Source organism: Streptomyces sp. YIM S03343, from assembly GCF_054729195.1.
The window spans coordinates 2,730,541-2,752,200 of record NZ_JBPUKX010000001.1 but is presented as its reverse complement, the minus strand read 5'-3'; the positions used below and the strand labels follow the sequence as shown (position 1 = coordinate 2,752,200).

At 69.8% G+C, this 21,660-nt stretch carries 20 protein-coding genes and 5 tRNA genes; 13 read left to right on the top strand and 12 right to left on the bottom strand.

The window, feature by feature from the left end; genetic code table 11:
- Positions 1-28: 28 nt before the first annotated feature.
- The 8 genes from ACSYGN_RS11645 to ACSYGN_RS11610 form a co-directional block, all read right to left on the bottom strand.
- Positions 29-610 carry a GTP-binding protein gene (locus ACSYGN_RS11645; protein WP_054239772.1) on the bottom strand — a complete coding sequence of 194 codons (582 nt, stop codon included), beginning with the start codon at positions 608-610 and terminating at the stop codon, positions 29-31.
- Complete coding sequence (locus ACSYGN_RS11640) at positions 591-1,163, bottom strand: DUF742 domain-containing protein (RefSeq protein ID WP_460394572.1); 573 nt, start codon at positions 1,161-1,163, stop codon at positions 591-593. Before ACSYGN_RS11640 ends, ACSYGN_RS11645 begins: the two co-directional genes overlap by 20 nt.
- A gap of 97 nt (positions 1,164-1,260) precedes the next feature.
- Positions 1,261-1,674, bottom strand: coding sequence for a roadblock/LC7 domain-containing protein (locus ACSYGN_RS11635; RefSeq protein ID WP_033321188.1), 414 nt, complete (start codon positions 1,672-1,674; stop codon positions 1,261-1,263).
- 10 nt (positions 1,675-1,684) lie between these two features.
- A complete protein-coding gene (locus ACSYGN_RS11630) occupies positions 1,685-4,951 on the bottom strand; it encodes a nitrate- and nitrite sensing domain-containing protein (protein ID WP_460394571.1) in 3,267 nt (1,088 codons plus the stop codon).
- A 421-nt stretch (positions 4,952-5,372) separates the two neighbouring features.
- Positions 5,373-5,948, bottom strand: a complete 576-nt coding sequence (locus tag ACSYGN_RS11625) for a GTP-binding protein (RefSeq protein WP_385839768.1) — start codon at positions 5,946-5,948, stop codon at positions 5,373-5,375.
- Positions 5,929-6,327 carry a DUF742 domain-containing protein gene (locus tag ACSYGN_RS11620; protein ID WP_030168425.1) on the bottom strand — a complete coding sequence of 133 codons (399 nt, stop codon included), beginning with the start codon at positions 6,325-6,327 and terminating at the stop codon, positions 5,929-5,931. Before ACSYGN_RS11620 ends, ACSYGN_RS11625 begins: the two co-directional genes overlap by 20 nt.
- 112 nt (positions 6,328-6,439) lie before the next feature.
- The gene (locus ACSYGN_RS11615; RefSeq protein WP_003973453.1) at positions 6,440-6,853 is read right to left on the bottom strand and encodes a roadblock/LC7 domain-containing protein; all 414 of its coding nucleotides are present in this window, start codon (positions 6,851-6,853) and stop codon (positions 6,440-6,442) included.
- A gap of 9 nt (positions 6,854-6,862) precedes the next feature.
- Complete coding sequence (locus ACSYGN_RS11610; RefSeq protein WP_460394569.1) at positions 6,863-10,771, bottom strand: nitrate- and nitrite sensing domain-containing protein; 3,909 nt, start codon at positions 10,769-10,771, stop codon at positions 6,863-6,865.
- 524 nt (positions 10,772-11,295) lie between these two features.
- Here ACSYGN_RS11610 and ACSYGN_RS11605 point away from each other — a divergent pair.
- From ACSYGN_RS11605 to gltX, 3 genes are all read left to right on the top strand, one after another.
- Positions 11,296-11,526 (top strand): hypothetical protein, encoded by a 231-nt coding sequence (locus tag ACSYGN_RS11605; RefSeq protein ID WP_460394567.1) that lies wholly within the window; start codon positions 11,296-11,298, stop codon positions 11,524-11,526.
- 340 nt (positions 11,527-11,866) lie between these two features.
- Complete coding sequence (locus tag ACSYGN_RS11600) at positions 11,867-12,643, top strand: fumarylacetoacetate hydrolase family protein (protein ID WP_460394565.1); 777 nt, start codon at positions 11,867-11,869, stop codon at positions 12,641-12,643.
- Complete coding sequence (gene gltX, locus ACSYGN_RS11595; protein ID WP_460394563.1) at positions 12,636-14,129, top strand: glutamate--tRNA ligase; 1,494 nt, start codon at positions 12,636-12,638, stop codon at positions 14,127-14,129. The genes ACSYGN_RS11600 and gltX overlap by 8 nt, the downstream gene beginning before the upstream one ends.
- A 103-nt stretch (positions 14,130-14,232) precedes the next feature.
- On the opposite strand, the gene ACSYGN_RS11590 is transcribed toward gltX, so the two are convergent.
- Positions 14,233-14,547 carry a hypothetical protein gene (locus tag ACSYGN_RS11590; protein WP_460394561.1) on the bottom strand — a complete coding sequence of 105 codons (315 nt, stop codon included), beginning with the start codon at positions 14,545-14,547 and terminating at the stop codon, positions 14,233-14,235.
- A 66-nt stretch (positions 14,548-14,613) separates the two neighbouring features.
- On the opposite strand from ACSYGN_RS11590, the gene ACSYGN_RS11585 reads away from it, so the two are divergent.
- The 6 genes from ACSYGN_RS11585 to ACSYGN_RS11560 all read left to right on the top strand — a co-directional run bounded on the left by ACSYGN_RS11585 (position 14,614) and on the right by ACSYGN_RS11560 (position 15,914).
- Positions 14,614-15,366 (top strand): HAD family hydrolase, encoded by a 753-nt coding sequence (locus tag ACSYGN_RS11585; RefSeq protein WP_460394559.1) that lies wholly within the window; start codon positions 14,614-14,616, stop codon positions 15,364-15,366.
- 89 nt (positions 15,367-15,455) lie between these two features.
- Positions 15,456-15,527 (top strand) — tRNA-Gln (locus ACSYGN_RS11580).
- 21 nt (positions 15,528-15,548) lie between these two features.
- A tRNA-Glu gene (locus ACSYGN_RS11575) sits at positions 15,549-15,621 on the top strand.
- A gap of 27 nt (positions 15,622-15,648) precedes the next feature.
- A tRNA-Glu gene (locus ACSYGN_RS11570) sits at positions 15,649-15,721 on the top strand.
- Between the two features lie 20 nt (positions 15,722-15,741).
- Positions 15,742-15,813: transfer RNA gene (locus ACSYGN_RS11565), tRNA-Gln, on the top strand.
- 28 nt (positions 15,814-15,841) lie between these two features.
- Positions 15,842-15,914: transfer RNA gene (locus ACSYGN_RS11560), tRNA-Glu, on the top strand.
- Positions 15,915-16,307: 393 nt separating this feature from the next.
- Here ACSYGN_RS11560 and ndgR read toward each other — a convergent pair.
- Positions 16,308-17,024, bottom strand: a complete 717-nt coding sequence (ndgR, locus tag ACSYGN_RS11555) for an IclR family transcriptional regulator NdgR (RefSeq protein WP_460394557.1) — start codon at positions 17,022-17,024, stop codon at positions 16,308-16,310.
- 194 nt (positions 17,025-17,218) lie between these two features.
- On the opposite strand from ndgR, the gene leuC reads away from it, so the two are divergent.
- The 4 genes from leuC to ACSYGN_RS11535 all read left to right on the top strand — a co-directional run bounded on the left by leuC (position 17,219) and on the right by ACSYGN_RS11535 (position 20,538).
- Positions 17,219-18,649, top strand: coding sequence for a 3-isopropylmalate dehydratase large subunit (gene leuC / locus ACSYGN_RS11550; protein ID WP_460394555.1), 1,431 nt, complete (start codon positions 17,219-17,221; stop codon positions 18,647-18,649).
- A gap of 5 nt (positions 18,650-18,654) precedes the next feature.
- Positions 18,655-19,248 (top strand): 3-isopropylmalate dehydratase small subunit, encoded by a 594-nt coding sequence (leuD, locus tag ACSYGN_RS11545; RefSeq protein ID WP_460394553.1) that lies wholly within the window; start codon positions 18,655-18,657, stop codon positions 19,246-19,248.
- A 286-nt stretch (positions 19,249-19,534) separates the two neighbouring features.
- A complete protein-coding gene (locus tag ACSYGN_RS11540; protein WP_460394551.1) occupies positions 19,535-19,765 on the top strand; it encodes an SCO5555 family protein in 231 nt (76 codons plus the stop codon).
- 137 nt (positions 19,766-19,902) lie between these two features.
- The gene (locus ACSYGN_RS11535) at positions 19,903-20,538 is read left to right on the top strand and encodes an HU family DNA-binding protein (protein WP_460394549.1); all 636 of its coding nucleotides are present in this window, start codon (positions 19,903-19,905) and stop codon (positions 20,536-20,538) included.
- 219 nt (positions 20,539-20,757) lie between these two features.
- On the opposite strand, the gene ACSYGN_RS11530 is transcribed toward ACSYGN_RS11535, so the two are convergent.
- Both ACSYGN_RS11530 and cofC read right to left on the bottom strand, forming a co-directional pair.
- Positions 20,758-20,961, bottom strand: a complete 204-nt coding sequence (locus tag ACSYGN_RS11530) for a hypothetical protein (protein WP_460394547.1) — start codon at positions 20,959-20,961, stop codon at positions 20,758-20,760.
- 9 nt (positions 20,962-20,970) lie between these two features.
- Complete coding sequence (gene cofC / locus ACSYGN_RS11525) at positions 20,971-21,609, bottom strand: 2-phospho-L-lactate guanylyltransferase (RefSeq protein ID WP_460394545.1); 639 nt, start codon at positions 21,607-21,609, stop codon at positions 20,971-20,973.
- Positions 21,610-21,660: the final 51 nt, after the last annotated feature.

Sequence of the window (21,660 nt, the reverse complement as noted above, 5' to 3'; positions counted from 1 at the left end):
GGCCCTTCCGCATGTCTCGCGCCGGAGGCTACCGCAGGCGGGCCATCAGGGCGTGTTCGACCAGGGTGATCAGGGCCGACTTGGCGTCCGCGCGGTGGCGGGCGTCGGTGGTGATGATCGGGGTGTCCGGGCCGATCTGGAGCGCCTCGCGGACCTCGTCGGGCTGGTACGGCTGGCTGCCGTCGAAGCCGTTGAGGGCGACGACGAAGGGCAGTCCGCTGTTCTCGAAGTAGTCGACCGCAGGGAAGCAGTCGGCCAGACGGCGGGTGTCGACGAGGACGATCGCGCCGATCGCGCCGCGCACCAGGTCGTCCCACATGAACCAGAAGCGGTCCTGGCCGGGGGTGCCGAACAGGTACAGGATCAGGTCCTGGTCGAGGGTGATGCGTCCGAAGTCCATGGCCACCGTGGTGGTGGTCTTGTCCCCGGTGTGGGTGAGGTCGTCGATGCCGGCCGACGCGGACGTCATGACGGCCTCTGTGCGCAGCGGGTTGATCTCTGAGACGGCGCCGACGAACGTGGTCTTGCCCACGCCGAAGCCGCCCGCCACCACGATCTTCGCGGAGGTGGTGGAGCGGGAAGGACCGCCGCTAGAGCTTGCGAAGTCCACTGAGCACCCTTTCGAGCAGTGTCACGTCTGGCTGTCCACCGGCGTTCTCGTCGCCGCCGGGCTGATGGATGGCGACCAGGCCCGCCTCCGCCAGGTCGGCGACGAGGATCCTGGCCACGCCGAGGGGGATGGTCAGCAGTGCCGAGATCTCGGCCACCGACTTGATCTCCCGGCACAGGTGGCAGATCCGCTGATGCTCGGGCAGTTGGCCCTGCATCTGGTGCGGCTGTGCGGTGGTGTGCACCAGCGCCTCGATGGCGAGCTGGTACCGGGGGCGGGTCCGTCCGCCGGTCATGGCGTACGGACGCACCAAGGGGTTGTTCGACGATCCGGCGGGCGCCGGCTCAGGGGTGCGTCGCTGCGGCTGCACCGGCTGGATGCGCGGTGCGCCCGGCTGGCCGTACGGCGAGGGGCCTGGGCCCTGCGGTGGGTAGGGCTGCCGGTGGCGTGGTGCGGAAGGGAAGTTGTAGCGGTCCCCGGAGTTGTCGCCGTGACCCTGCGCGGGGCCGTACGACCAGTTTCCGGAATTCGAACCGTTTGGGGGTGTCGCCACTTTCTCTCCTCCTCCGACTGTGCCAGGCATCCGTACTCATGGAAGCCGCGTCCCGAAACCTTACGGCCCCGGGACGCCAAAACGCACCGTCTCTCTGTTAGTTGAGAAGGCTTCCCTGGAGCTCCGCACGGAGATCCGGGGTGAGAACCGTGCCGGCACGGTCCACAAGAAGCGCCATCTCGTACCCGACGAGACCGATGTCCGCCTCGGGGTGTGCCAGAACCGCGAGCGAGGAACCGTCGGAAATGGACATGATGAACAGGAAGCCCCGCTCCATCTCCACAACCGTCTGGTTCACGCTGCCGCCCTCGAAGATCCGGGAGGCGCCTGCTGTCAGCGACGTCAGACCGGAGGCGACGGCCGCGAGCTGGTCGGCCCGGTCGCGGGGGAAGCCTTCGGACATCGCCAGAAGGAGTCCGTCGGCGGAGACCACCACCGTGTGGGACACCCCCGGGGTGTTGTCCACGAAGTTGGTGATCAACCAGTTCAGGTTCTGTGCCGCCTGGCTCATCGGGCTCACACTAACGCTCCTGGTCGTAGGTGCTGTCAGGACCGTAGCCCTGGCCGTTCGTTTCACTGCCGCCTGCGCTGCGTCCGCGCTGGACGCCCCGACGCAGGTTGCTCAGTCGGCCCCGGACGTCCTCCGGGGCACGGGAGACCTGGGGGCCTCCCTGGGGGGTGGTCTCGGCGGAACCTTCGACCAGATTGGCCTTGGGCACCCGCCGGGGCAGGCCCGAGGCCGTGACCCCGCCCGCCTTCGGCTTCCGCAGCGACGACGCCTGGTGCCAGCGCTGGTCGTTGGCCGACTGCCAGTCGCTGTCGCCGCTGCTCTGCGGAGCGGCGACAGGCGCCTCCTGGGCCGCCCGGGGAGCGGCGCCGTTCGTCCCGCCCGCGGCGCCTGAGCGGCGGGGCAGTCCGGAGCCGGTCATCCCGTGGACGGAGGGTCCGGCAGCCGGTCCGGGACGGTCGAAGCCTACGGGGTCCTGCTCGGTCACATCAGCGGCCTGCACGGATCCCGCGTCCGGTACAGAGTAACCGCCGTCGTAGCCGCCCTGCTGGGGCCAGTCGTCCTGATAAGGCGCTTCGCCATAGGCCGGGAAGCCCTCGGCCGCGGCGGCCGGGTGGGCCGCCTGGGCCGCCTGGTCGTTCTGAGACGCCTCCGCATAACCGGGGTCCTGATAGCCACCGTTCGCCGCGAAGGGGTCCGCGTGCGGCAGGTGCCCGTTCGGCGCGTAGTACGGCTCCTCGTACGCCGCCGGCTGCTGCTCGTCGTACGGCGCCTGCTGCGGCTCCTCGTACGCCAGGTGCCCTCCGAACGCCGCGGGCTGCTCGGGGAACGCGCCCTGGGCGTCGTAGCCGCCCTGGCCGTCCTCGTACGCCTGCGGCGCGTCGAACGCGTCGGGGTACGCGGGAGCCCCTTCGGAGGCCTCCTGGGGGCTCTGTGCGCCCTCAGGGCCGTGCGTCTGGGCCTCCAGGGCGGCGCGGCGCTCCTCACGCAGCAGGGAGCGGCCCACCGGGTCCAGCTCGCGGATGTCGTCGGGGACCTCGGTGTAGCGGCTGTCGTCGAAGCCGAGTTCGGCCGCGGTGCGCATCGGGGGGAGCTCGGTGAAGTTCTCGCCCTGGAACTCGTTCTCCGGGATGATCTGCGAGACCGTGAAGTCGTCGCGCTCCAGCACCGGTTCGCCGCCACCGCCGTGGGTGATCGCGTCGGGCAGCATGACCAGTGAGGTGGTGCCGGCCTGCTCGCCCGAGGGGCGCAGCTGGACCCGGATGCCGTGCCGGTCGGACAGCCGGCCGACCACGAACAGACCCATGCGCTGCGAGATCGCGACGTCCACGGTCGGCGGGTTGGCCAGCTTGTGGTTGATGTCCGCGAAGTCCTCGGCGGTCAGGCCGATGCCCTTGTCATGGATCTCGATCATGACGCGGCCGTCGGGCAGCCGGGTCGCGGTGACGCGGACCTTGGTCTGCGGCGAGGAGAACGTGGTGGCGTTCTCCAGCAGCTCGGCGAGCAGATGCACGAGGTCGGTGACGGCGCGGCCGTGGATCTCGGCCTCCGGGACACCGGACAGCTCGATGCGCTCGTACTGCTCCACCTCGGAGGAGGCGGCGCGCAGCACGTCGACCAGCGGGACCGGCTGGTCCCAGCGGCGGCCGGGCTCCTCGCCGGCGAGGACGAGGAGGTTCTCGCCGTTGCGGCGCATACGGGTCGCGAGGTGGTCCAGCCTGAAGAGGTTCTCCAGCTGGTCCGGGTCGGCCTCGTTGTTCTCCAGGTCGGTGATCAGGGTCAGCTGGCCCTCGATCAGGGACTGGTTGCGGCGCGAGAGGTTGGTGAAGATCGCGTTGATGTTGCCCCGCAGCAGGGCCTGCTCGGCGGCGAGCCGGACGGCCTCGCGGTGGACCTGGTCGAAGGCGCGGGCGACCTCGCCGATCTCGTCGGTGGAGGAGATCGGGATGGGCGCGACCCGGGTGTCGACCCGGCCGGGGTCGGTGCGGGAGAGCTGGTCGACCAGCATCGGCAGCCGCTGCTCGGCGATGCCGAAGGCGGCGTTGCGCAGCTGGCGCATGGAGCGGCTCATCTGCCGGGCGACGGCGCCGGCCAGGATGAACGCGAGGAGCAGCGCGACCACGACGGCGGCACCGGTGATGTACGCGTCCTGCTTGGCGTTGTCGGCAATGCTCGACGCCTCGTTCACCGCAGCGTCGGTCATGTCCGACTCGATCTTGCGATAGGCGTCGAACTTGAGGGTGTTGACCGCCCACCAGTTCTCGGCGGTGACGCCCTGCTGGGCCAGCGCCTCGCGGGCGGTCGGGTCCGTGGTCTGGAGCTGGGCCAGCGCGGCGACCATCTTCGTCGTGGACGGCGGGGCCACGTACTGCGGGTTCTTCCCCTTGGCGGCTTCGGCCATGGCCGCGCCGTCGGTCTTGATCTTCTTCTGCGCGTTGTCGAGGTTGGCGATGTCCTGCTCGGTGCCGCCGCTCTGGTACTCCTGGATGGCGATGCCCTCCAGGTACGCGTACGAGGTGAGCGCGACCCGCTGCTGGGTGAGACTGGTGGTGCTGGTGCCGGGCTTGATCAGCAGATGCATGCCGATCGAGCGCTCCAGGGAGAGCGCGCCGTGCGCGAGGGCGACGGCGTAGACCGTGCGGCCGTAGCTGGTGATGTTGCCGGTGCCCAAGCCCAGCTCGTTGGCGAACTCGAGCAGCCGGTGCTCGATGCCGACGTAGCTCTCCTCGGTCTGCACGCCGGTCCGCTTATTGGTGTAGGCGGCGGCACGGACCTTCTGGAGCTCGGGCTCCACGGTCCGGAAGCGGTCGAGTCGGCGCTTCAGGCCGTCCTGGTCGGGCATGTTCTGCGCGGCCTGGTCGAAGGCGTCGGCCGCCTGGTCGGTCAGCTTGCGGGCCTTGACCACGGTCGGGTCGTTCTCGCCCTTGCCCTTGAGCAGGGGGGCGGCCGTGGTGTCACGCTCGACCAGCAGCGCGCTGCTGTAGGCCATCGCGGCCCGGACCAGACGGGCGGTGTTCTCGGCGTCCTTGGCGTCCTGCCAGGTGTCGATCGAGCCCTTGACCTGGAAGCCGCCCATCACGAGGCCGACCACGACAGGTATGAGCAGGATCGCGTTCAGCTTGGTGGGTACGCGCCAGTTGCGCGGGGAGAGACGGCCGCCGCTTTGCGCGGGAGCGGCCGTCGGCTCCGAACCGGGCACATTGGCGGGCGCCGCACCGCGCGGCGGCGGGGTGAAGTTGCCCCGCGCCGATGGCTCGGGACCGTTCTTGCTTCGCCTCACTCGACCAACAACCTCTCGGCGGTTCGGCACCTTCTTCGTGCCGCATTCTCTCAGAGCCAGCTGCACCGACGACCGCTACTGGGTCGGTCAGTGACCACTGGGAAGTACGTCTTTGACCAAAGGGCAGTTCAGGCATTCCAGCATGCGGGGCAGCGCACTTCCAAACACTGTGAAGGCCCGGAATGCGCCCCTGAGAGCCCCGAGAAAAACGGTCAAAAAGAACAAGCCCCGCCAAAAGGCGGGGCCATTGCGGACACAGCGGCACCGAATGACCGCGACGCGTGGCCGTGCTGGTCGATTCTTCTGCCGAAACGTTATGAACAGCGGGGCCGACCGTGTCAAAGTCCACTGCCGGCCCCCGGCGCCTACGGGAACCGTCGTACGACAATTCCCTTTTGCGGCGCCCGCGCGGTCGTCGCGACTACCGCAGCCGGGCCATGAGGGCGTGCTCGACAAGGGTGATGAGCGCGCTCTTGGCGTCGGCGCGGTGGCGGGCGTCCGTCGTGATGATCGGGGTGTCGGGCCCGATCTGGAGCGCCTCGCGGACCTCGTCCGGGGTGTAGGGCTGCTGCCCGTCGAAGCCGTTGAGGGCGATGACGAAGGGCAGTCCGCTGTTCTCGAAGTAGTCGACCGCCGGGAAGCAGTCGGCCAGGCGCCGGGTGTCCACGAGCACCACCGCGCCGATCGCACCGCGGACCAGGTCGTCCCACATGAACCAGAAGCGGTCCTGGCCGGGCGTGCCGAACAGATACAGGATCAGGTCCTGGTCGAGCGTGATACGTCCGAAGTCCATGGCCACCGTGGTGGTGGTCTTGTCCCCGGTGTGGGTGAGGTCGTCGATGCCCGCGCTCGCGGACGTCATGACGGCCTCCGTGCGCAGCGGGTTGATCTCGGAGACGGCGCCGACGAATGTCGTCTTGCCGACACCGAAGCCGCCCGCCACCACGATCTTCGCGGAGGTGGTGGCCCGACCTCCGTCAGAGCTTGCGAAGTCCACTGAGCACCCTTTCGAGCAGCGTCACGTCCGGAGCGCCGCCGTTGTTCTCGTCGCCGCCCGGCTGGTGGATTGCCACCAGTCCGGCCTCGGCGAGGTCTGCGACGAGGATCCGAGCCACGCCTAGCGGCATGGTGAGGAGAGCCGAGACCTCTGCAACCGACTTGACCTCACGGCACAGATGGCAGATGCGCTGGTGCTCCGGGAGCAGGCCCATGAGTGCTGCCGGGTCGGCCGTCGTGCTGATCAGTGCCTCGATGGCGAGCTGGTAGCGCGGCCGGGTCCGGCCACCGGTCATCGCGTACGGACGTACCAGCGGCTGGTCGCCCTCGTCGCCGTACGGCTCGGCGTACGGATCATGATGGGCGGTGGGCGGGGTCATGGAACCTCCGGGCGGGACAGCAGTGCTCGGTCAGTCGTGCCGTCCATCGTGCCGGTGGGGGGATTGTGGCGGCCGGACGGTGATTTCGTGAGGTGGGTGGTGCCGAGGCCGATCAGTGAAGCAGACTTCCCTGTAGTTCGGCACGTAGATCCGGAGTAAGGACCGCACCCGCTCGATCGACGAGGAGCGCCATCTCGTAGCCGACGAGGCCGATGTCGCACTCCGGGTGAGCCAGGACGGCCAGGGACGAGCCGTCCGACACGGACATGAGGAAGAGGAAGCCGCGTTCCATCTCGACGACCGTCTGCGCCACGTTGCCGCCCTCGAAGATCCGGGAGGCCCCGGCGGTCAGCGAGGTGAGGCCGGACGCGACGGCCGCCAGTTGGTCGGCGCGATCCCGCGGGAAGCCTTCCGACATCGCCAGAAGGAGACCGTCGGCGGACACGACGACGGTGTGGGACACCCCGGGGGTGTTGTCCACGAAGTTGGTGATCAACCAGTTGAGGTTCTGTGCCGCCTGGCTCATCTGGCTCAACTAACGCTCCTGCTGGTGAGTGGGGTTCGGGAAGCTGCCCGTCTGGCCGGTGTTGACCTGACGGCCCTGCGCGATACCCCGACGGAGATTGGTCAGCCGGCCGCGTACGTCGTCAGGCGCACGCGAGACCTGCGGACCGGTGTGGTGCTGTTGCTGCTGAGCCGTGCCCGGGACGAGGTTCGCCTTGGGCACCCGGCGCGGCAGGCCGGAGGTGGTGACACCGCCCGCCGCCGGTTTCCTGACCCGCTCCGCCTGCTTGACGTACTCGTCGTTGGGCGAAGTGCGCCAGGTGGCGGGGGGACGCTGTGGGGGAGCCGTGGGCGCCGGAGGAGCGGCGGGCGCCACGGGTGCTGCCGGTGCCGCCGCCTGGGGAGCCGGCTGAGGGGCCGGAGCGGTGCCGTTGCCCGGCTGCTGGCCCTGACCGCCGCGGAACCAGTTGGTCTCCAGCGTGTCGTACAGCGGCGTGCGTCCGTCGCCGGGACCCGGCGCGGGCGGCAGTGCCTCGGGCTCCGGGCGGCGTGCGGGCCGCTGGGGGGCCTGCGGGGCCGGCGGGCGCTGGCCGCCGTAGTCGGCGCCGTTGAACTGCGGACGCGGGAACTGGCCGGTGCCCGCCGGGTCGCCGAGGGCGTCCGGGTAGCCGGGCAGGGCGTGCTGGCCGGTGGAGCCGTTGTAGCCCTGCGCGGCGAACTGACCGGTGGAACTCGGGTCGTACGGCTGCGGGGCGGCGAACTGGCCCGTGTCGGCCGGGTTGTTCTGCCCGGCCGGTGTGCCGAACACGTCGGAGCGGACGTACTGGCCGGTGTCCTGGCTGTTGTCGACCGGAGGTATCGGGAACTGGCCGGTGTCCTGCGGGGCTCCGGCTCCCGGACGCTGGGCGTCGAAGTCGGGCCGCGGGAACTGGCCGGTGTCCGAAGGACCGCCGGGCCGCGGGGCGTTGAAGTCCGGCCGCGGGAACTCGGAGGTCGAGGACGGGATCTGCCAGTCGTCGATCCGGGGCATCGCGGAGGTCGAGTCGGGACCCTGCCGGTCGTCGATCCGGGGCATCTGCGCGGTGTGGGACGCGTCGCGCTCGTCGTGGCCGCGCGGGGCGTCCAGCGGCGTACGGCCCATGTCCCGCTGGGCGTTGTCCTCGCCCCAGGTCACCCGCGGCTGGGGGTCGCCGCCCGGCAGTTCGGGCCGCGGCGCCCCGCCGCGCGGCGGCAGCTGCGGCTGGCGGCCCTGCTCGGGACCGGCCGCCCGCTGCTGGGGGACCGGATTGCGCGGGGCGTTGCCGAAGGCGTCCCGGGCACCGAAGGCGCCCTGCGGACCGAACGGGTCCTGCTGCTGACCGGTGCCCGCGAACGGGTCCTGGGCACCGAAGGCGTCCTGCTGACCGCCGGCGAAGGCGTCCGGGGCACCGGGCCCCTGCATGCCCTGCGGGGCGGCCGGGCCCTGTCCGTAGCCACCGGCACCCGCACCGGCCGGCGCGGGCCGGCCCTGCTGCGGGGCACCGCCGGGACGCTGGCCACCGGGTGCGCCGGGGCCGCCGGGGCGTCCGCCCGCGCCGGGCAGCGCGGCACGCGGACCCTGGGCGCCGACCTGGCCGCGCGCGGCGGCGGCACCGAGCCGTGCGGAACCCGCGGCACCGCCGGCGCCGAGCGCGCCTCCGCCCTGGGCGCCCCGCCGGGCGGCGGCGGCACCGGCCGCGGCCTGCGCGGCGGCCGGACCGCCGGAGGGGCCGCCGGCACCGGGCTTGCCGGGAGCGGGCTTCTTGCCGCCCTGGGCGACATCGACGGGCAGCATGACCAGCGCGGTCGTACCACCGGAGTCGGACGGGCGGAGCTGGATGCGGATGCCGTGCCGCTGCGACAGACGACCGACCACGAAGAGGCCCATGCGCCGGGAGACGGAGACGTCCACGGTGGGCGGCGAGGCGAGCCGCTCGTTGATCGCCGCGAGGTCCTCGGGGGACAGACCGATACCGGTGTCGTGGATCTCGATCAGCACCCGGCCGTCGGGCAGGGCGTGACCGGTGACCTTGACCTTGGTCTGCGGCGAGGAGAACGAGGTGGCGTTCTCCAGCAGCTCTGCGAGCAGGTGCACGAGGTCGTTGACGACGCGTCCGGCGACCTCGGTGGTCGGGACGGCGGCGAGTTCGATGCGCTCGTACTGCTCCACCTCGGACGCGGCGGCGCGGAGCACGTCGACCAGCGGGACCGGGCGGGTCCACCGTCGGCCGGGCTCCTCACCCGCGAGGACGAGGAGGTTCTCACCGTTACGGCGCATACGGGTCGCGAGGTGGTCGAGCTTGAACAGCGAGGACAGCTGGTCGGGGTCGGCCTCGCGGGACTCGAGCTCGGAGATCAGGGACAGCTGGCGCTGGATGAGGCCCTGGGACCGGCGCGAGAGGTTGGTGAACATCGCGTTGACGTTGCCCCGCAGCAGGGCCTGCTCGGCGGCGAGGCGGACCGCCTCGCGGTGCACGTCGTCGAAGGCCGCGGCCACCTGGCCGATCTCGTCCCGGGAGTGCACACCGACCGACTCCACGGACGTGTCGACGTCCTGCGGGTCGGACTCGGACAGCTGCTTGACCAGCTCGGGCAGCCGGTCCTGGGCGACCTTGGTGGCGGTCTCCTGGAGCCGGCGCAGCGAGCGGATCATGCTCCGGGCCACGACGAAGGCGCCGACCAGGGAGATACCGAGCACGAGGAGGATCAGGACACCGGAGATGATCGCTTCCTGCTGGGAGGCGTTGCGCAGCTCACGGGCCTTCTGCTCCATGTTCTGGAGCAGGGTGTGCTCCAGCTTCTTCATCTCGAAGATCTTGGTCGAGCTGTCGTCGACCCAGTCGCGGTAGGACCGCTTGTCGAGGGTCCTGAGCCCGCCCTTGGAGCTGAGGGCACGCTTGGCGTAGGTGTCGGCGGCCTCGATGGTCGCGCTGCCGTCCTCGATGGGCGCGAGGAGTGTCTCGGCGCCCGAGGAGCCGTAGACGTTGCGGAAGATGTTGAGCTGGGAGTTCTCGCTCTCGTAGGCCGAGTCGCCGTAGAGGCGGTCGTTCTCCGAGAGGCTGCCGAAATTGTCCTTGGTGATCGGCAGGGCCGCGGCGATCACGGCGCGCTGGACCGAGGCGTACTCCTTGGCCGTCGAGAACGCGGCCAGGGCGCGGGTGCGCTGGATCATCTCCGGGTTGCTGGTCGCCTGCGCCATGTCCTGGGACAGGGCGATCAGCTGGGTGACCAGACGGTGGTACGACTCCACGGTCTGGGTGGAGTTGTCCTGCTGCTCGTACGCGGTGTTGCGGATGCGTGCGAGGTTGTCGAGGTCGCCGACGAGGCCGACGAGGGTGTCACGGACGCCCTGGAGGTTGCCGCTCTTGCTCTCGGCGTCGATCTCCTCGGCCGAGTTGATGAAGTTTTCCTTGGCCTGGTCGGTCTTCTCCCGGACGCCCTTGACCGTGTAGTCGGTCTTGGCGTTGCCACCGTGCGCCAGCGGGCCGGCGGACTGGTCGCGCTCCTCCTGGAGGGCGGTGGCCAGTGCCGTCGCCTGCCGGGTCATGTCCGTCAGCAGCTTCATGTTGTCGAGCTGCTGGATGTCGTTCATGGAGTCGTTGATGCGCAGGGCACCCAGCGAGGTCGCCGCGACCACGGGGAGCGCGAGCAGCGACACCAGTCGGGTGGAGATGCGCCAGTTGCGCAGGGCTATTCGCGGGCCCGGACCGGTCTGGGCCTTGGGGGGCTTGGCCGGTGGTGGCGGAGTGGGAGAGCCCGTGGACGGCGCGGACGGCGCCGGTGTCCCCGGACGGCCGCCGCTGTCGCCGGACGGTGCCGGCCCCTGGTTCTGGGCGTGCTGGGGCGAGGAACCACGGTCGGTCCCGCCGTGCGGCTCCGGCTGGGCCGGAGCACTGCCATCCCTCTTGAAACGTCCCTGCACTAGCGTCGCAACCTCTGGACCAGGCGCCCCTCCGGGTGAACGGAGGGACACGGTGTCGGCGTTGTAGGGGAGCGTGGGTGAAGACGCCCCCCCGGTGGTCGTGGGTGACCGGCGCTGGTTCCCCCTGTCTCGCCGCCACTCGGCGCTGCGTTGCGCCCCCTGCGCGCCGGCTCGATCCTGCAGCGGTCCGCCTGATTCCAGCACAGTGCCGGATCTCCAACAAGGGCCATAGGTCGACCTGTGACCAGCGTGACCGCCTGTGAGCGAGAGATTACAAAACGTGGAAAATGATCGCGGATAAATAGGGCGTAAATGCGCGAGTTGACGCCACCCTGCGCGTGTCCCAGTCGCCATGATCAGGAGCGGAATGATGGCTTCAGGTGTTCGATGTCCGCTTTGTCGTGGTGTGACGCAAGTCGGACTTGACCGGTTTGGGTAGGGCTCAGTGAGCAAACTCACACGAGAATCACGGGGTCTTCACGCGTTCGATGGGGAATTGCATGTTTAGCCTGACGCTTTACAAGATGGGCGAACCTGCCAACCCACGACAACCCGGGGTCGAGTACACGTTGAAGACCACTTACATGCTCCACAAGACCGCCAACCCCCGTCGCACGACGCTGGTGCACCTCGACGGCACCGACGCCCTGCGCACCCACGAGCGGCCGGAGCACTCCGTCGAACTCCCCGCCCGGACGGCCAACCCCCGGCGCACCGTCCTGGAGGACGAGCCGCTGGCCGCCGCCGCGCAGTAAGCGGAGCGCAATACGGAATCCGGTCCCGTGGCGTTCACCGCCGGTGAGACGGACGGGAACGGCCGGGAACGGACGAGAAGGGCGTCCCCCTCCGCGGGGGGCGCCCTTCTCCGTCGAAGCCCGCGCCCGAGGGCGCGCCTCCATTGTCCTGCGTCGCCGACGAGACCCGGCACGGGGGTCGGCACGGGGTCGGCGCCGCGGTTAATACGCGAGGTGGGGAACCTCTGCCGCGTTAGCCTGGACCGGCGGCTCAGATCGGCGGTTCAGCCCGTCGTCCCCTCCGCTTCCGCAATCCGCTTCCGTTATCCGCTTACTCCTCCGAAGGGTCGTAAAGGATCCCGTGCGCATCGCCAGGTTCTCCATCGACGGCAACGTCGCCTTCGGCGTGGTCGAGGGCGACAAGCAGGACGAACTCGTTCTCGACATCATCAAGGGCATCCCCTTCGCCGACTTCGAGCTCTCCGGCACCAAGGTGCCGCTGAGCAAGGTCAGGCTGCTGCCGCCGGTGCTCCCCAACAAGGTCGTGGCCTTCGGCCGCAACTACGCCGAGCACGCGAGGGAACTGGGCAACGAGGTGCCGGACGAACCGTTCGCCTTCTTCAAACCCGCCACCTCCGTGATCGGCCCCGGCGACGAGATCCAGTACCCCTCCTTCAGCCAGGACGTGCAGCACGAGGCCGAACTCGCGGTCGTGATCGGGCGGCTGTGCCGCGAGGTCCCGCGCGACCGCGTCAAGGACGTGATCCTCGGCTACACCTGCGCCAACGACGTCACCGCGCGCGACGTCCAGAAGCGCGAGAAGCAGTGGGCGCGGGCCAAGGGTTTCGACACGTCGTGCCCGCTCGGCCCCTGGGTGGAGACGGACCTGGACCCGGCCGACCTGACCGTCCAGCTCACCGTCAACGGCGCCCAACGCCAGCTCGGCCGCACCAGCGAGATGATCCACTCGATCGAGGACCTGATCGTCAACATCTCCGAGGCCATGACGCTGCTCCCCGGCGACGTGATCCTCACCGGCACCCCCGCGGGGGTCGGCCCCCTCAACGTCGGCGACGAGGTCGCCGTCACCATCGAAGGCATCGGCACTCTCACCAACAAGGTTGTCAAGCGTGGCTAGCGCACCCGGCTCCTCCGTACGCGTCCGTTTCTGCCCCTCACCCACAGGTAACCCGCATGTGGGCCTGGTGCGCACCGCCCTGTTCAACTGGGCGTTCGCCCGGCACCACCAGGGCAGCCGTGGTCAATTCGTATTCCGCATCGAGGACACCGACGCGGCCCGCGACTCCGAGGAGTCGTACAACCAGCTCCTCGAAGCGATGCGCTGGCTGGGCTTCGACTGGGACGAGGGCCCCGAGATCGGCGGCCCGCACGCGCCGTACCGCCAGTCGCAGCGCATGGACCTCTACAAGGACGTCGCCCGGAAGCTGCTCGACACCGGCCACGCCTACCACTGCTACTGCTCCCAGGAGGAGCTGGACTCCCGCCGCGAGGCCGCCCGCGCCGCCGGCAAGCCGTCCGGCTACGACGGCCACTGCCGCGACCTCACCGAGGCGCAGGTCGAGGAGTACAAGGCCCAGGGCCGAGAGCCCATCGTCCGCTTCCGGATGCCCGACGAGACGATCACCTTCAACGACCTGGTCCGCGGCGAGATCACCTATCTCCCCGAGAACGTCCCGGACTACGGCATCGTCCGCGCCAACGGCGCCCCGCTCTACACGCTGGTCAACCCGGTCGACGACGCCCTGATGGAGATCACCCACGTCCTGCGCGGCGAGGACCTGCTCTCCTCCACCCCGCGGCAGCTCGCGCTCTACGACGCGCTGATCGAACTGGGCATCGCCAAGTCGGTCCCCGCCTTCGGTCATCTCCCCTATGTGATGGGCGAGGGCAACAAGAAGCTGTCCAAGCGCGACCCGCAGGCATCCCTCAACCTCTACCGCGAGCGCGGCTTCCTCCCGGAGGGCCTGCTCAACTACCTCTCCCTGCTGGGCTGGTCCCTGTCGGCGGACCGGGACATCTTCACCACGGCCGAACTGGTCGAGGCGTTCGAGATCGCGGACGTCAACCCGAACCCGGCCCGCTTCGACCTGAAGAAGTGCGAGGCGATCAACGCCGACCACATCCGGCTGCTCGAGGTGAAGGACTTCACCGAGCGCTGCCGCCCCTGGCTGCGCGCCCCGTTCGCGCCCTGGGCGCCGGAGGACTTCGACGAGGCGAAGTGGGAGGCGATCGCACCGCACGCCCAGACCCGCCTCAAGGTCCTCTCGGAGATCACGGACAACGTCGACTTCCTCTTCCTCACGGAGCCGGTCTCCGACGAGGCGTCGTGGACCAAGGCGATGAAGGAGGGCGCCGACGCTCTCCTGATCACGGCCCGCGAGAAGCTGGATTCGGCGGACTGGATGTCCCCCGAGTCGTTGAAGGAGGCCGTCCTGGCGGCCGGCGAGGCCCACGGCCTCAAGCTCGGCAAGGCCCAGGCCCCGGTCCGGGTGGCCGTCACTGGCCGCACCGTCGGCCTCCCCCTCTTCGAGTCCCTTCAGGTCCTGGGCAAGGAGAAGACGCTGGCTCGCATCGACGCGGCGCTGGCCAAGCTGGCGGCGTGACGCGGCGTAACAGGGTCACACACGAGGGGCGGCACCGGGAGTTCCGGTGCCGCCCCTCGGCGCTACGCCGCTGTGTCTACGCCGCTATGTCTACGCCGCTATGTCACTGCGCGTCGGTCTCGTCGACCAAGTAGGCGACCTCGTCGAAGATCTCCAGCACGACGACGACCATGATCGCCCCGGCCACCATGTACTCCAGCATCACGCCGGGGGCGACGTACGCCTTGCGCAGATGCTCGTCCGGGCCCAGCTGCGCGGTGGAGTTCTTCCGGAACGGGTCGCGAGCCAGTATGCCTACCGCCCTGTCCAACTGGGCGCGGCGGTCTGCGGGCAGTGCGTCGTACGTCGCACGGGCCTCGACGGTGAACTGGACGCGGTAGTCGGTCATGACGGGCTCGCTCTCTCGCTCGGCGGTCACCCCAGGCTACGGCACAGTCCGTGCCCCGGGGGATCCGTGGTCCTGGCGACGCGCTACCGTCGGATCATGGGGATTCGAGCGGTGGTCTGGGACGTGGACGACACCCTCTTCGACTACACCACCGCGGACCGTGAGGGGATGCGGGCGCATCTGGTGGCCGAGCGGCTGCTCGGGGCGGGGGAGAGCGTCGAAGCGGCACTGGTGCGGTGGCGGGACGTCACCGACGCGCAGTGGGCGCGGTTCGCCGCCGGGGAGGTCAGTTTCGAGGAGCAGCGGCTCGATCGGGTGCGGGTGTTCCTCGGAGCCGCCCGGCTGAGCGACAGCGAGGCCGAGGAGTGGTTCCTGCGGTACGTCGCGCACTACGAGGCCGCCTGGGCGCTGTTCCCCGATGTACTGCCCGTCCTTGATCTGCTCGCCGCCAGTCACCGGCACGCCGTGCTGTCCAACTCCAGCCTCCAGGTCCAGGAACGCAAGCTGCGCATCCTCGGGGTGCGGGACCGCTTCGAGACCGTGTTGTGCGCCGCCGATCTCGGGGTCTCCAAGCCGGAGGCCGGCGCCTTCCTCACCGCCTGCGACGCCCTCGGTCTGCCTCCGCACCAGGTCGCGTACGTCGGTGACCATCCGGAGATCGACGGGCGGGGCGCCGCCGACGCCGGACTGCTGTCCGTCTTGATCGACCGTGACGACCGTGACGACCGTGCCGGGGGTGACCGGGCTCACGGGGAGGGTGCCGGGTTCCGCCGGATCGGCTCGCTCGACGAACTCCCGGCGTTGCTCGGCCCGGATACCCGTTTTGGAGCCCCGTCCACCTTCGGGTAATGTTCTTCCTGCGCCGCCGAGAGCGGGCCGAAAGGCCTGAACCGGAGGCGCTAGCTAGAACAAGGACCCCTTAGGGGCTTGCGTTCCAGTGGCCTATGGTGTAATTGGCAGCACGACTGATTCTGGTTCAGTTAGTCTTGGTTCGAGTCCAGGTAGGCCAGCTCGCAGAGCTCATCTGCAAAGCCCCCGTTGTGTAGCGGCCTAGCACGCTGCCCTCTCAAGGCAGTAGCGCCGGTTCGAATCCGGTCGGGGGTACGGTCCCGATCATGTCGGGATGCTAGGGCCCCCGTTGTGTAGCGGCCTAGCACGCCGCCCTCTCAAGGCGGTAGCGCCGGTTCGAATCCGGTCGGGGGTACTGACTGGTCTAAACCACATTGGTCTATGGTGTAATTGGCAGCACGACTGATTCTGGTTCAGTTAGTCTTGGTTCGAGTCCAGGTAGACCAGCTCGGACCTGCGGAAACGCAGGATCCACGCCCCCGTTGTGTAGCGGCCTAGCACGCCGCCCTCTCAAGGCGGTAGCGCCGGTTCGAATCCGGTCGGGGGTACGGGACGATGGCTCTTCGCCTTGGCGGTTCGCTGAGGTGGGGGGCCATTTCTGTTGTGCGGCGGGTGCGGCGTCGTGGGTGGTTCTCGCGCAGTTCCCCGCGCCCCTCAGGTATGCCGGTCTGCACGTTGCTCAGGCGTTCACGCAGTTCCCCGCGCCCCTGAAAAGCCCCGTGGCTGGTGGTTTGCGCGCGGTCCGGCTGCAGATCGTTACAGTGCCCGGCCCCTCTTGAGAGACGGACGGTCGTCCTACCTAAGGGCGCGGGGAACTGCGCGATCAGCCATGTACGACCCGCACCCGTACAACCGTCCGCTCCCATGCTTACTCCCCGTCGGGACAAGGCAGCCGCGGCGTTGGGGCTGGCCTTGGGCCGACGGGGCGGTGATCGGCTGGCTCAGCCGGTACGGCGTAGCGCCTCGGAGAGGCGGGCTGCCGAGTCGATGACCGCTTGCGCGTGCATACGGCCCGGGTGGCGGGTGAGGCGTTCGATGGGGCCCGAGACGGAGACCGCGGCGACCACGCGGTTGGAGGGGCCTCGGACCGGGGCCGAGACCGACGCCACACCGGGCTCGCGCTCGCCGATCGACTGGGCCCAGCCCCGGCGCCGTACGCCCGACAGGGCCGTGGCCGTGAAGCGGGCGCCCTGGAGGCCGCGGTGCAGCCGCTCCGGCTCCTCCCAGGCCATCAGGATCTGCGCCGAGGAGCCCGCCTTCATCGTCAGTGTGGAGCCGACCGGCACGGTGTCCCGCAGACCGGACAGCCGCTCCGCCGCGGCCACGCAGATCCGCATGTCCCCCTGCCGGCGATAGAGCTGCGCGCTCTCGCCCGTCACGTCACGGAGGTGGGTGAGTACCGGCCCCGCCGTGGCGAGCAGCCGGTCCTCGCCCGCGGCGGCCGCCAGTTCGGCGAGCCGGGGGCCGAGGATGAACCGGCCCTGCATGTCGCGAGCCACCATGCGGTGGTGTTCCAGTGCCACGGCCAGGCGGTGAGCCGTGGGTCGTGCCAGTCCGGTGGCGCCGACCAGGCCCGCGAGGGTGGCCGGACCGGACTCCAGAGCGCTCAGGACGAGGGCCGCCTTGTCCAGAACGCCGACGCCGCTACTGTTGTCCATGCAACGATACTCACGTCTCACTCTGTGAAACGCAAGTTCAATTTTCCGTGAGACGCGCAACCCTTGGAGGCACAGCGGCCCGTGGACGAGCGGGCCTGGCGGCGGGCGCCCGGGAACAGGGGAGGGCGCGGGAGTCGTCTCCTCACGATCTCGAGTTGGGCCGGTGCCCCTATGGCCGGCCGGAGGGAACAGCGATGGGTAGGACACTCGCGGAGAAGGTCTGGGACGACCATGTCGTCCGGCGCGCCGAGGGCGAGCCCGACCTCCTCTTCATCGATCTGCACCTGCTGCACGAGGTGACCAGCCCGCAGGCCTTCGACGGACTGCGGGGGGCCGGCCGCCCCGTGCGCCGCCTGGACCTGACCATCGCGACCGAGGACCACAACACCCCCACCCTCGACATCGACAAACCCATCGCCGACCCGGTCTCCCGCGCCCAGCTGGAGACCCTGCGCAAGAACTGCGCCGAGTTCGGGGTACGCCTGCACCCGCTGGGCGACGTCGAGCAGGGTGTGGTGCATGTGGTGGGCCCGCAGCTGGGGCTGACCCAGCCCGGTACGACGGTGGTGTGCGGCGACTCCCACACCTCCACGCACGGTGCCTTCGGCGCCCTGGCGTTCGGCATCGGCACCTCCCAGGTCGAGCATGTGCTGGCCACCCAGACGCTGCCGCTGGCCCGCCCCAGGACCATGGCGATCACGGTCGACGGCGAGCTGCCCGAGGGCGTCACCGCCAAGGACCTGATCCTCGCGATCATCGCCAGGATCGGTACGGGCGGTGGCCAGGGCTACATCCTGGAGTACCGCGGCTCCGCCATCGAGAAGCTCTCGATGGAGGCCCGCATGACCATCTGCAACATGTCCATCGAGGCCGGCGCCCGCGCGGGCATGATCGCCCCCGACGAGACCACCTTCGCCTACCTCAAGGGCCGCCCGCACGCCCCCGAGGGCGCCGACTGGGACGCGGCAGTCGAGTACTGGAAGACGCTCAGGACCGACGACGACGCCGTGTTCGACGTCGAGGTGCACATCGACGCCGCCGCGCTCTCCCCGTTCGTCACCTGGGGCACCAACCCCGGCCAGGGCGCACCCCTTTCGGCGTCCGTCCCCGACCCGGCCTCGTACGAAGACGCCTCGGAGCGCTTCGCCGCCGAAAAGGCCCTGGAATACATGGGATTGGCGGCCGGACAGCCGCTGCGCTCCATCACGGTGGACACCGTCTTCGTAGGTTCCTGCACCAACGGCCGTATCGAGGACCTGCGGGCCGCCGCGGACATCCTCAAGGAGCGCAAAGTCGCCGACGGCGTACGGATGCTGGTCGTGCCCGGCTCCGCCCGCGTGGGGCTCCAGGCCGTCGCCGAGGGTCTTGACGTCGTCTTCAAGGACGCCGGTGCCGAATGGCGGCACGCGGGCTGCTCGATGTGTCTGGGCATGAACCCCGACCAGCTGGCCCCGGGCGAGCGCTCCGCGTCCACCTCCAACCGCAACTTCGAGGGCAGGCAGGGCAAGGGCGGCCGTACCCATCTGGTCTCCCCGCAGGTCGCCGCCGCCACTGCGGTCCTGGGCCATCTGGCCTCCCCGGCCGATCTGTCCGACGCCGACATCCGTACGCCCGCTGGAGTCTGAGGATCATGGAAGCTTTCACCACGCACACCGGCCGGGCCGTCCCGCTGCGCCGCTCCAACGTCGACACCGACCAGATCATCCCCGCCCACTGGCTCAAGAAGGTGACCAGGGACGGCTTCGAGGACGGGCTGTTCGAGGCCTGGCGCAAGGACCCCTCCTTCATCCTCAACCAGCCCGAGCGGCAGGGTGCCACGGTGCTGGTCGCGGGCCCCGACTTCGGCACCGGCTCGTCCCGCGAGCACGCCGTCTGGGCGCTGCAGAACTACGGCTTCAAGACCGTGATCTCGTCCCGGTTCGCGGACATCTTCCGTGGCAACTCGCTCAAGAACGGCCTGCTCACCGTGGTTCTGGAGCAGAAGATCGTGGATGCCCTGTGGGAGCTCACCGAGCGTGACCCGCAGGCCGAGATCACCGTCGACCTCCAGGCCCGCGAGGTGCGCGCCGAGGGTGTCACCGCCGCCTTCGAGCTGGACGAGAACTCCCGCTGGCGGCTGCTGAACGGCCTGGACGACATCTCCATCACCCTCCAGAACGAGGCCGACATCGACGCCTACGAGGCGAAACGCCCGTCCTTCAAGCCGCGCACCCTCCAGCACTGAGCGCCGAGCCGCACCGGAAGCACACAGCAGACCGAGACAGGTCGAGTTTCGGCCACTGAAATCCCTCTCCGTACCCCCGATCGGGCCGATCGGGGGTACGGCTGTTTCTGTACCCGAACGGCCCCGATCCGGACGGCCGTTCGGGACAACTTCCCACGTTAGAGCGGTGGTTGCCGGGGTAGGCGACCGGTTGAGCCGCGATGTGCGCGGCCCCCGGAAAGGTGGTTCAAGGCGGCAGTTGCCCCCTGCGCAGGCGACAACTCGCCCCAGATGGCACAATCTGTGCATGGGACACGACGGCCAACTCAAGCTCTGGGGGGTTGTCGCGGACCGACTGAAAGAAGCGCACTCAAGAGTGCGCGCACTGCAAGTCCCGGAGGGCGTACGGATGGCGCTGACCCGGAAGCTGCTGGTCATTACGGCCGCGGCCAAGCACGATCTCGCCGACGCGGCAAGGCGTCTGGAGCGGTTCACATCGGACCTCGACGCGGGTCGATTCCCCGAAGAGGAACGCTGAACTCGTCCGGGGCAGCCGAGTTCGCTGCGGCACAAGGGTGATAAGCCCGTTTCGTGTTTGATTTGCGGTATATATCTGCCTAACGTGCGAAAAAGCTTGAACACTTTCGTTCTGGCGATGTCTCCGAAGGGGAAGACGTGAACAAGGCGCAGCTCGTAGAAGCGATTGCCGACAAGATGGGTGGCCGCCAGCAGGCCGCCGACGCCGTCGACGCGGTCCTGGACGCCATCGTCCGCGCGACCGTCGCAGGCGACCGGGTCTCGGTCACCGGCTTCGGTTCGTTCGAGAAGGTCGACCGCCCGGCCCGTTACGCCCGTAATCCGCAGACCGGTGAGCGGGTCAGGGTCAAAAAGACCTCCGTGCCGCGCTTCCGCGCGGGTCAGGGCTTCAAGGACCTGGTGAGCGGGACGAAGAAGCTCCCCCGTGGTGGCGAGGTCGCCGTCAAGAAGGCCCCCAAGGGCAGCCTGACCGGTGGCGTTTCGGCAACGGTGAAGAAGGCGGCGGCCAAGAAGACCACCGCGAAGAAGACCACGGCGCGCAAGGCGGCGGCCAAGAAGACCACGGCAGCCACCACGAAGGCCGCGGCGACCAAGGCGGCAGCGAAGAAGACCACCGCGAAGAAGGCGGCGGCCACCGGCGCGGCCAAGAAGACCGCGACGAAGAAGGCGACCGCCAAGAAGGCCCCGGCCAAGAAGGCGACCGCCACGAAGGCCCCGGCCAAGAAGTCCCCGGCGCGCAAGACCGCCGCGAAGAAGACCACCGCAGCCGGCTGAGCGAGCGCGGTACGGGGCATCACCACAAGGCACTCACGCGCCGGGCCGGACTCCTCCGGGAGTCCGGCCCGCGGCGTGTGCGAAGCCGGGCGTGCGCGGAGCCGGCTGTGTGTGAAGCCGGGCGTGCGCGAAGCCAGGTGTATGTGTTGTCAGGCGTGCGCGAAGTCAGGGCGTGCGCGAAATGACCCGTGTCCCTGCGGCATCGGGGCGTGCGCCGGGTCAGAACGTGTGCAAGGTCACCAAGGTGATCCGGCGGGCGTCGCCCTCGCCCTCCGTCTCGATGCGCACGCGCTGCCCGGGCCGCAGCAGCCGCAGCGCGCCCGCGTCGAACGCGGCGGCGTCGAAGGGCACGGGGGTGCCGTCGTCGAGCAGCACCTGCCCGCTGCGGGTCTCGGGGTCGTAGGAGTACGCGGTCGCCTGCATGAACGCAGCCTACTGCCCGGCGATCAGCAGCCGCTCCGTGGCGGCGGCCGTCCGGGGCCCCACCCCGAGCGCCAGCGCCGCGCGCAGATCGTCCCCGGTGTCCACGTCCTGCCGTACCGAGTCCACCGAGCCCAGCCGCAGTTCCACCGCTCCCGAGCCGCGGTGCAGGGCCCGGGAATCCGCGCCGAACGCCGGCCGCAATTCCTGGCCGGGGCCCGCCGTCAGCAGCGTCGTGCCGATTCCCGCCGCGTCGGGGAGAAAAGCGCGCGGGAATTGCGCCGCCGCATCCAGCACCCGGGCCAATTCCGCCGGACGCAACGCCGGGAGGTCTGCGTTGAGCGCGGCGAGCGGGCTTTGCGGGTGTGCGGACCGTACGACCGCCGCCGCATGGGCGAGCGCGGCGTTGAGGCCGCCGCCCGGCTCGTCCGCGACGATCACCGCGCCCAGCCCGGCCAGTTCCCGCGCGGCCAGCGCGTCACTCGTGACGACTGCCACATCCCGCACCGCCGGGCAGGCCAGCGCGGCCGCCACGGTGTCCTGCGCGAACGCCAGGGCGAGCCCCGGCCGCACCCCGTCGGCGGCGGTGTCCGCAAGCCTGCTCTTGGCCTGCGCAAGGGCCTTCAGGGGCATGACCAAGGTCCACTGCACCGGTGCATCTTCCCTCTCTTCTCTGCGCCATTGTCCCCCGGACCACCGGGC

Excerpts from the sequence above, each read along its gene's own strand:
- ACSYGN_RS11605 (WP_460394567.1), top strand. The coding sequence starts at position 11,296 with ATGGGCGAACCTGCCAACCCACGACAACCCGGGGTCGAGTACACGTTG.
- leuC (WP_460394555.1), top strand. The coding sequence starts at position 17,219 with ATGGGTAGGACACTCGCGGAGAAGGTCTGGGACGACCATGTCGTCCGG.
- ACSYGN_RS11585 (WP_460394559.1), top strand. The coding sequence starts at position 14,614 with ATGGGGATTCGAGCGGTGGTCTGGGACGTGGACGACACCCTCTTCGAC.
- ACSYGN_RS11635 (WP_033321188.1), bottom strand. The coding sequence starts at position 1,674 with ATGAGCCAGGCGGCACAGAACCTGAACTGGTTGATCACCAACTTCGTG.
- ACSYGN_RS11620 (WP_030168425.1), bottom strand. The coding sequence starts at position 6,327 with ATGACCCCGCCCACCGCCCATCATGATCCGTACGCCGAGCCGTACGGC.
- ACSYGN_RS11530 (WP_460394547.1), bottom strand. The coding sequence starts at position 20,961 with ATGCAGGCGACCGCGTACTCCTACGACCCCGAGACCCGCAGCGGGCAG.
- ACSYGN_RS11540 (WP_460394551.1), top strand. The coding sequence starts at position 19,535 with ATGGGACACGACGGCCAACTCAAGCTCTGGGGGGTTGTCGCGGACCGA.
- ndgR (WP_460394557.1), bottom strand. The coding sequence starts at position 17,024 with ATGGACAACAGTAGCGGCGTCGGCGTTCTGGACAAGGCGGCCCTCGTC.
- leuD (WP_460394553.1), top strand. The coding sequence starts at position 18,655 with ATGGAAGCTTTCACCACGCACACCGGCCGGGCCGTCCCGCTGCGCCGC.
- ACSYGN_RS11615 (WP_003973453.1), bottom strand. The coding sequence starts at position 6,853 with ATGAGCCAGGCGGCACAGAACCTCAACTGGTTGATCACCAACTTCGTG.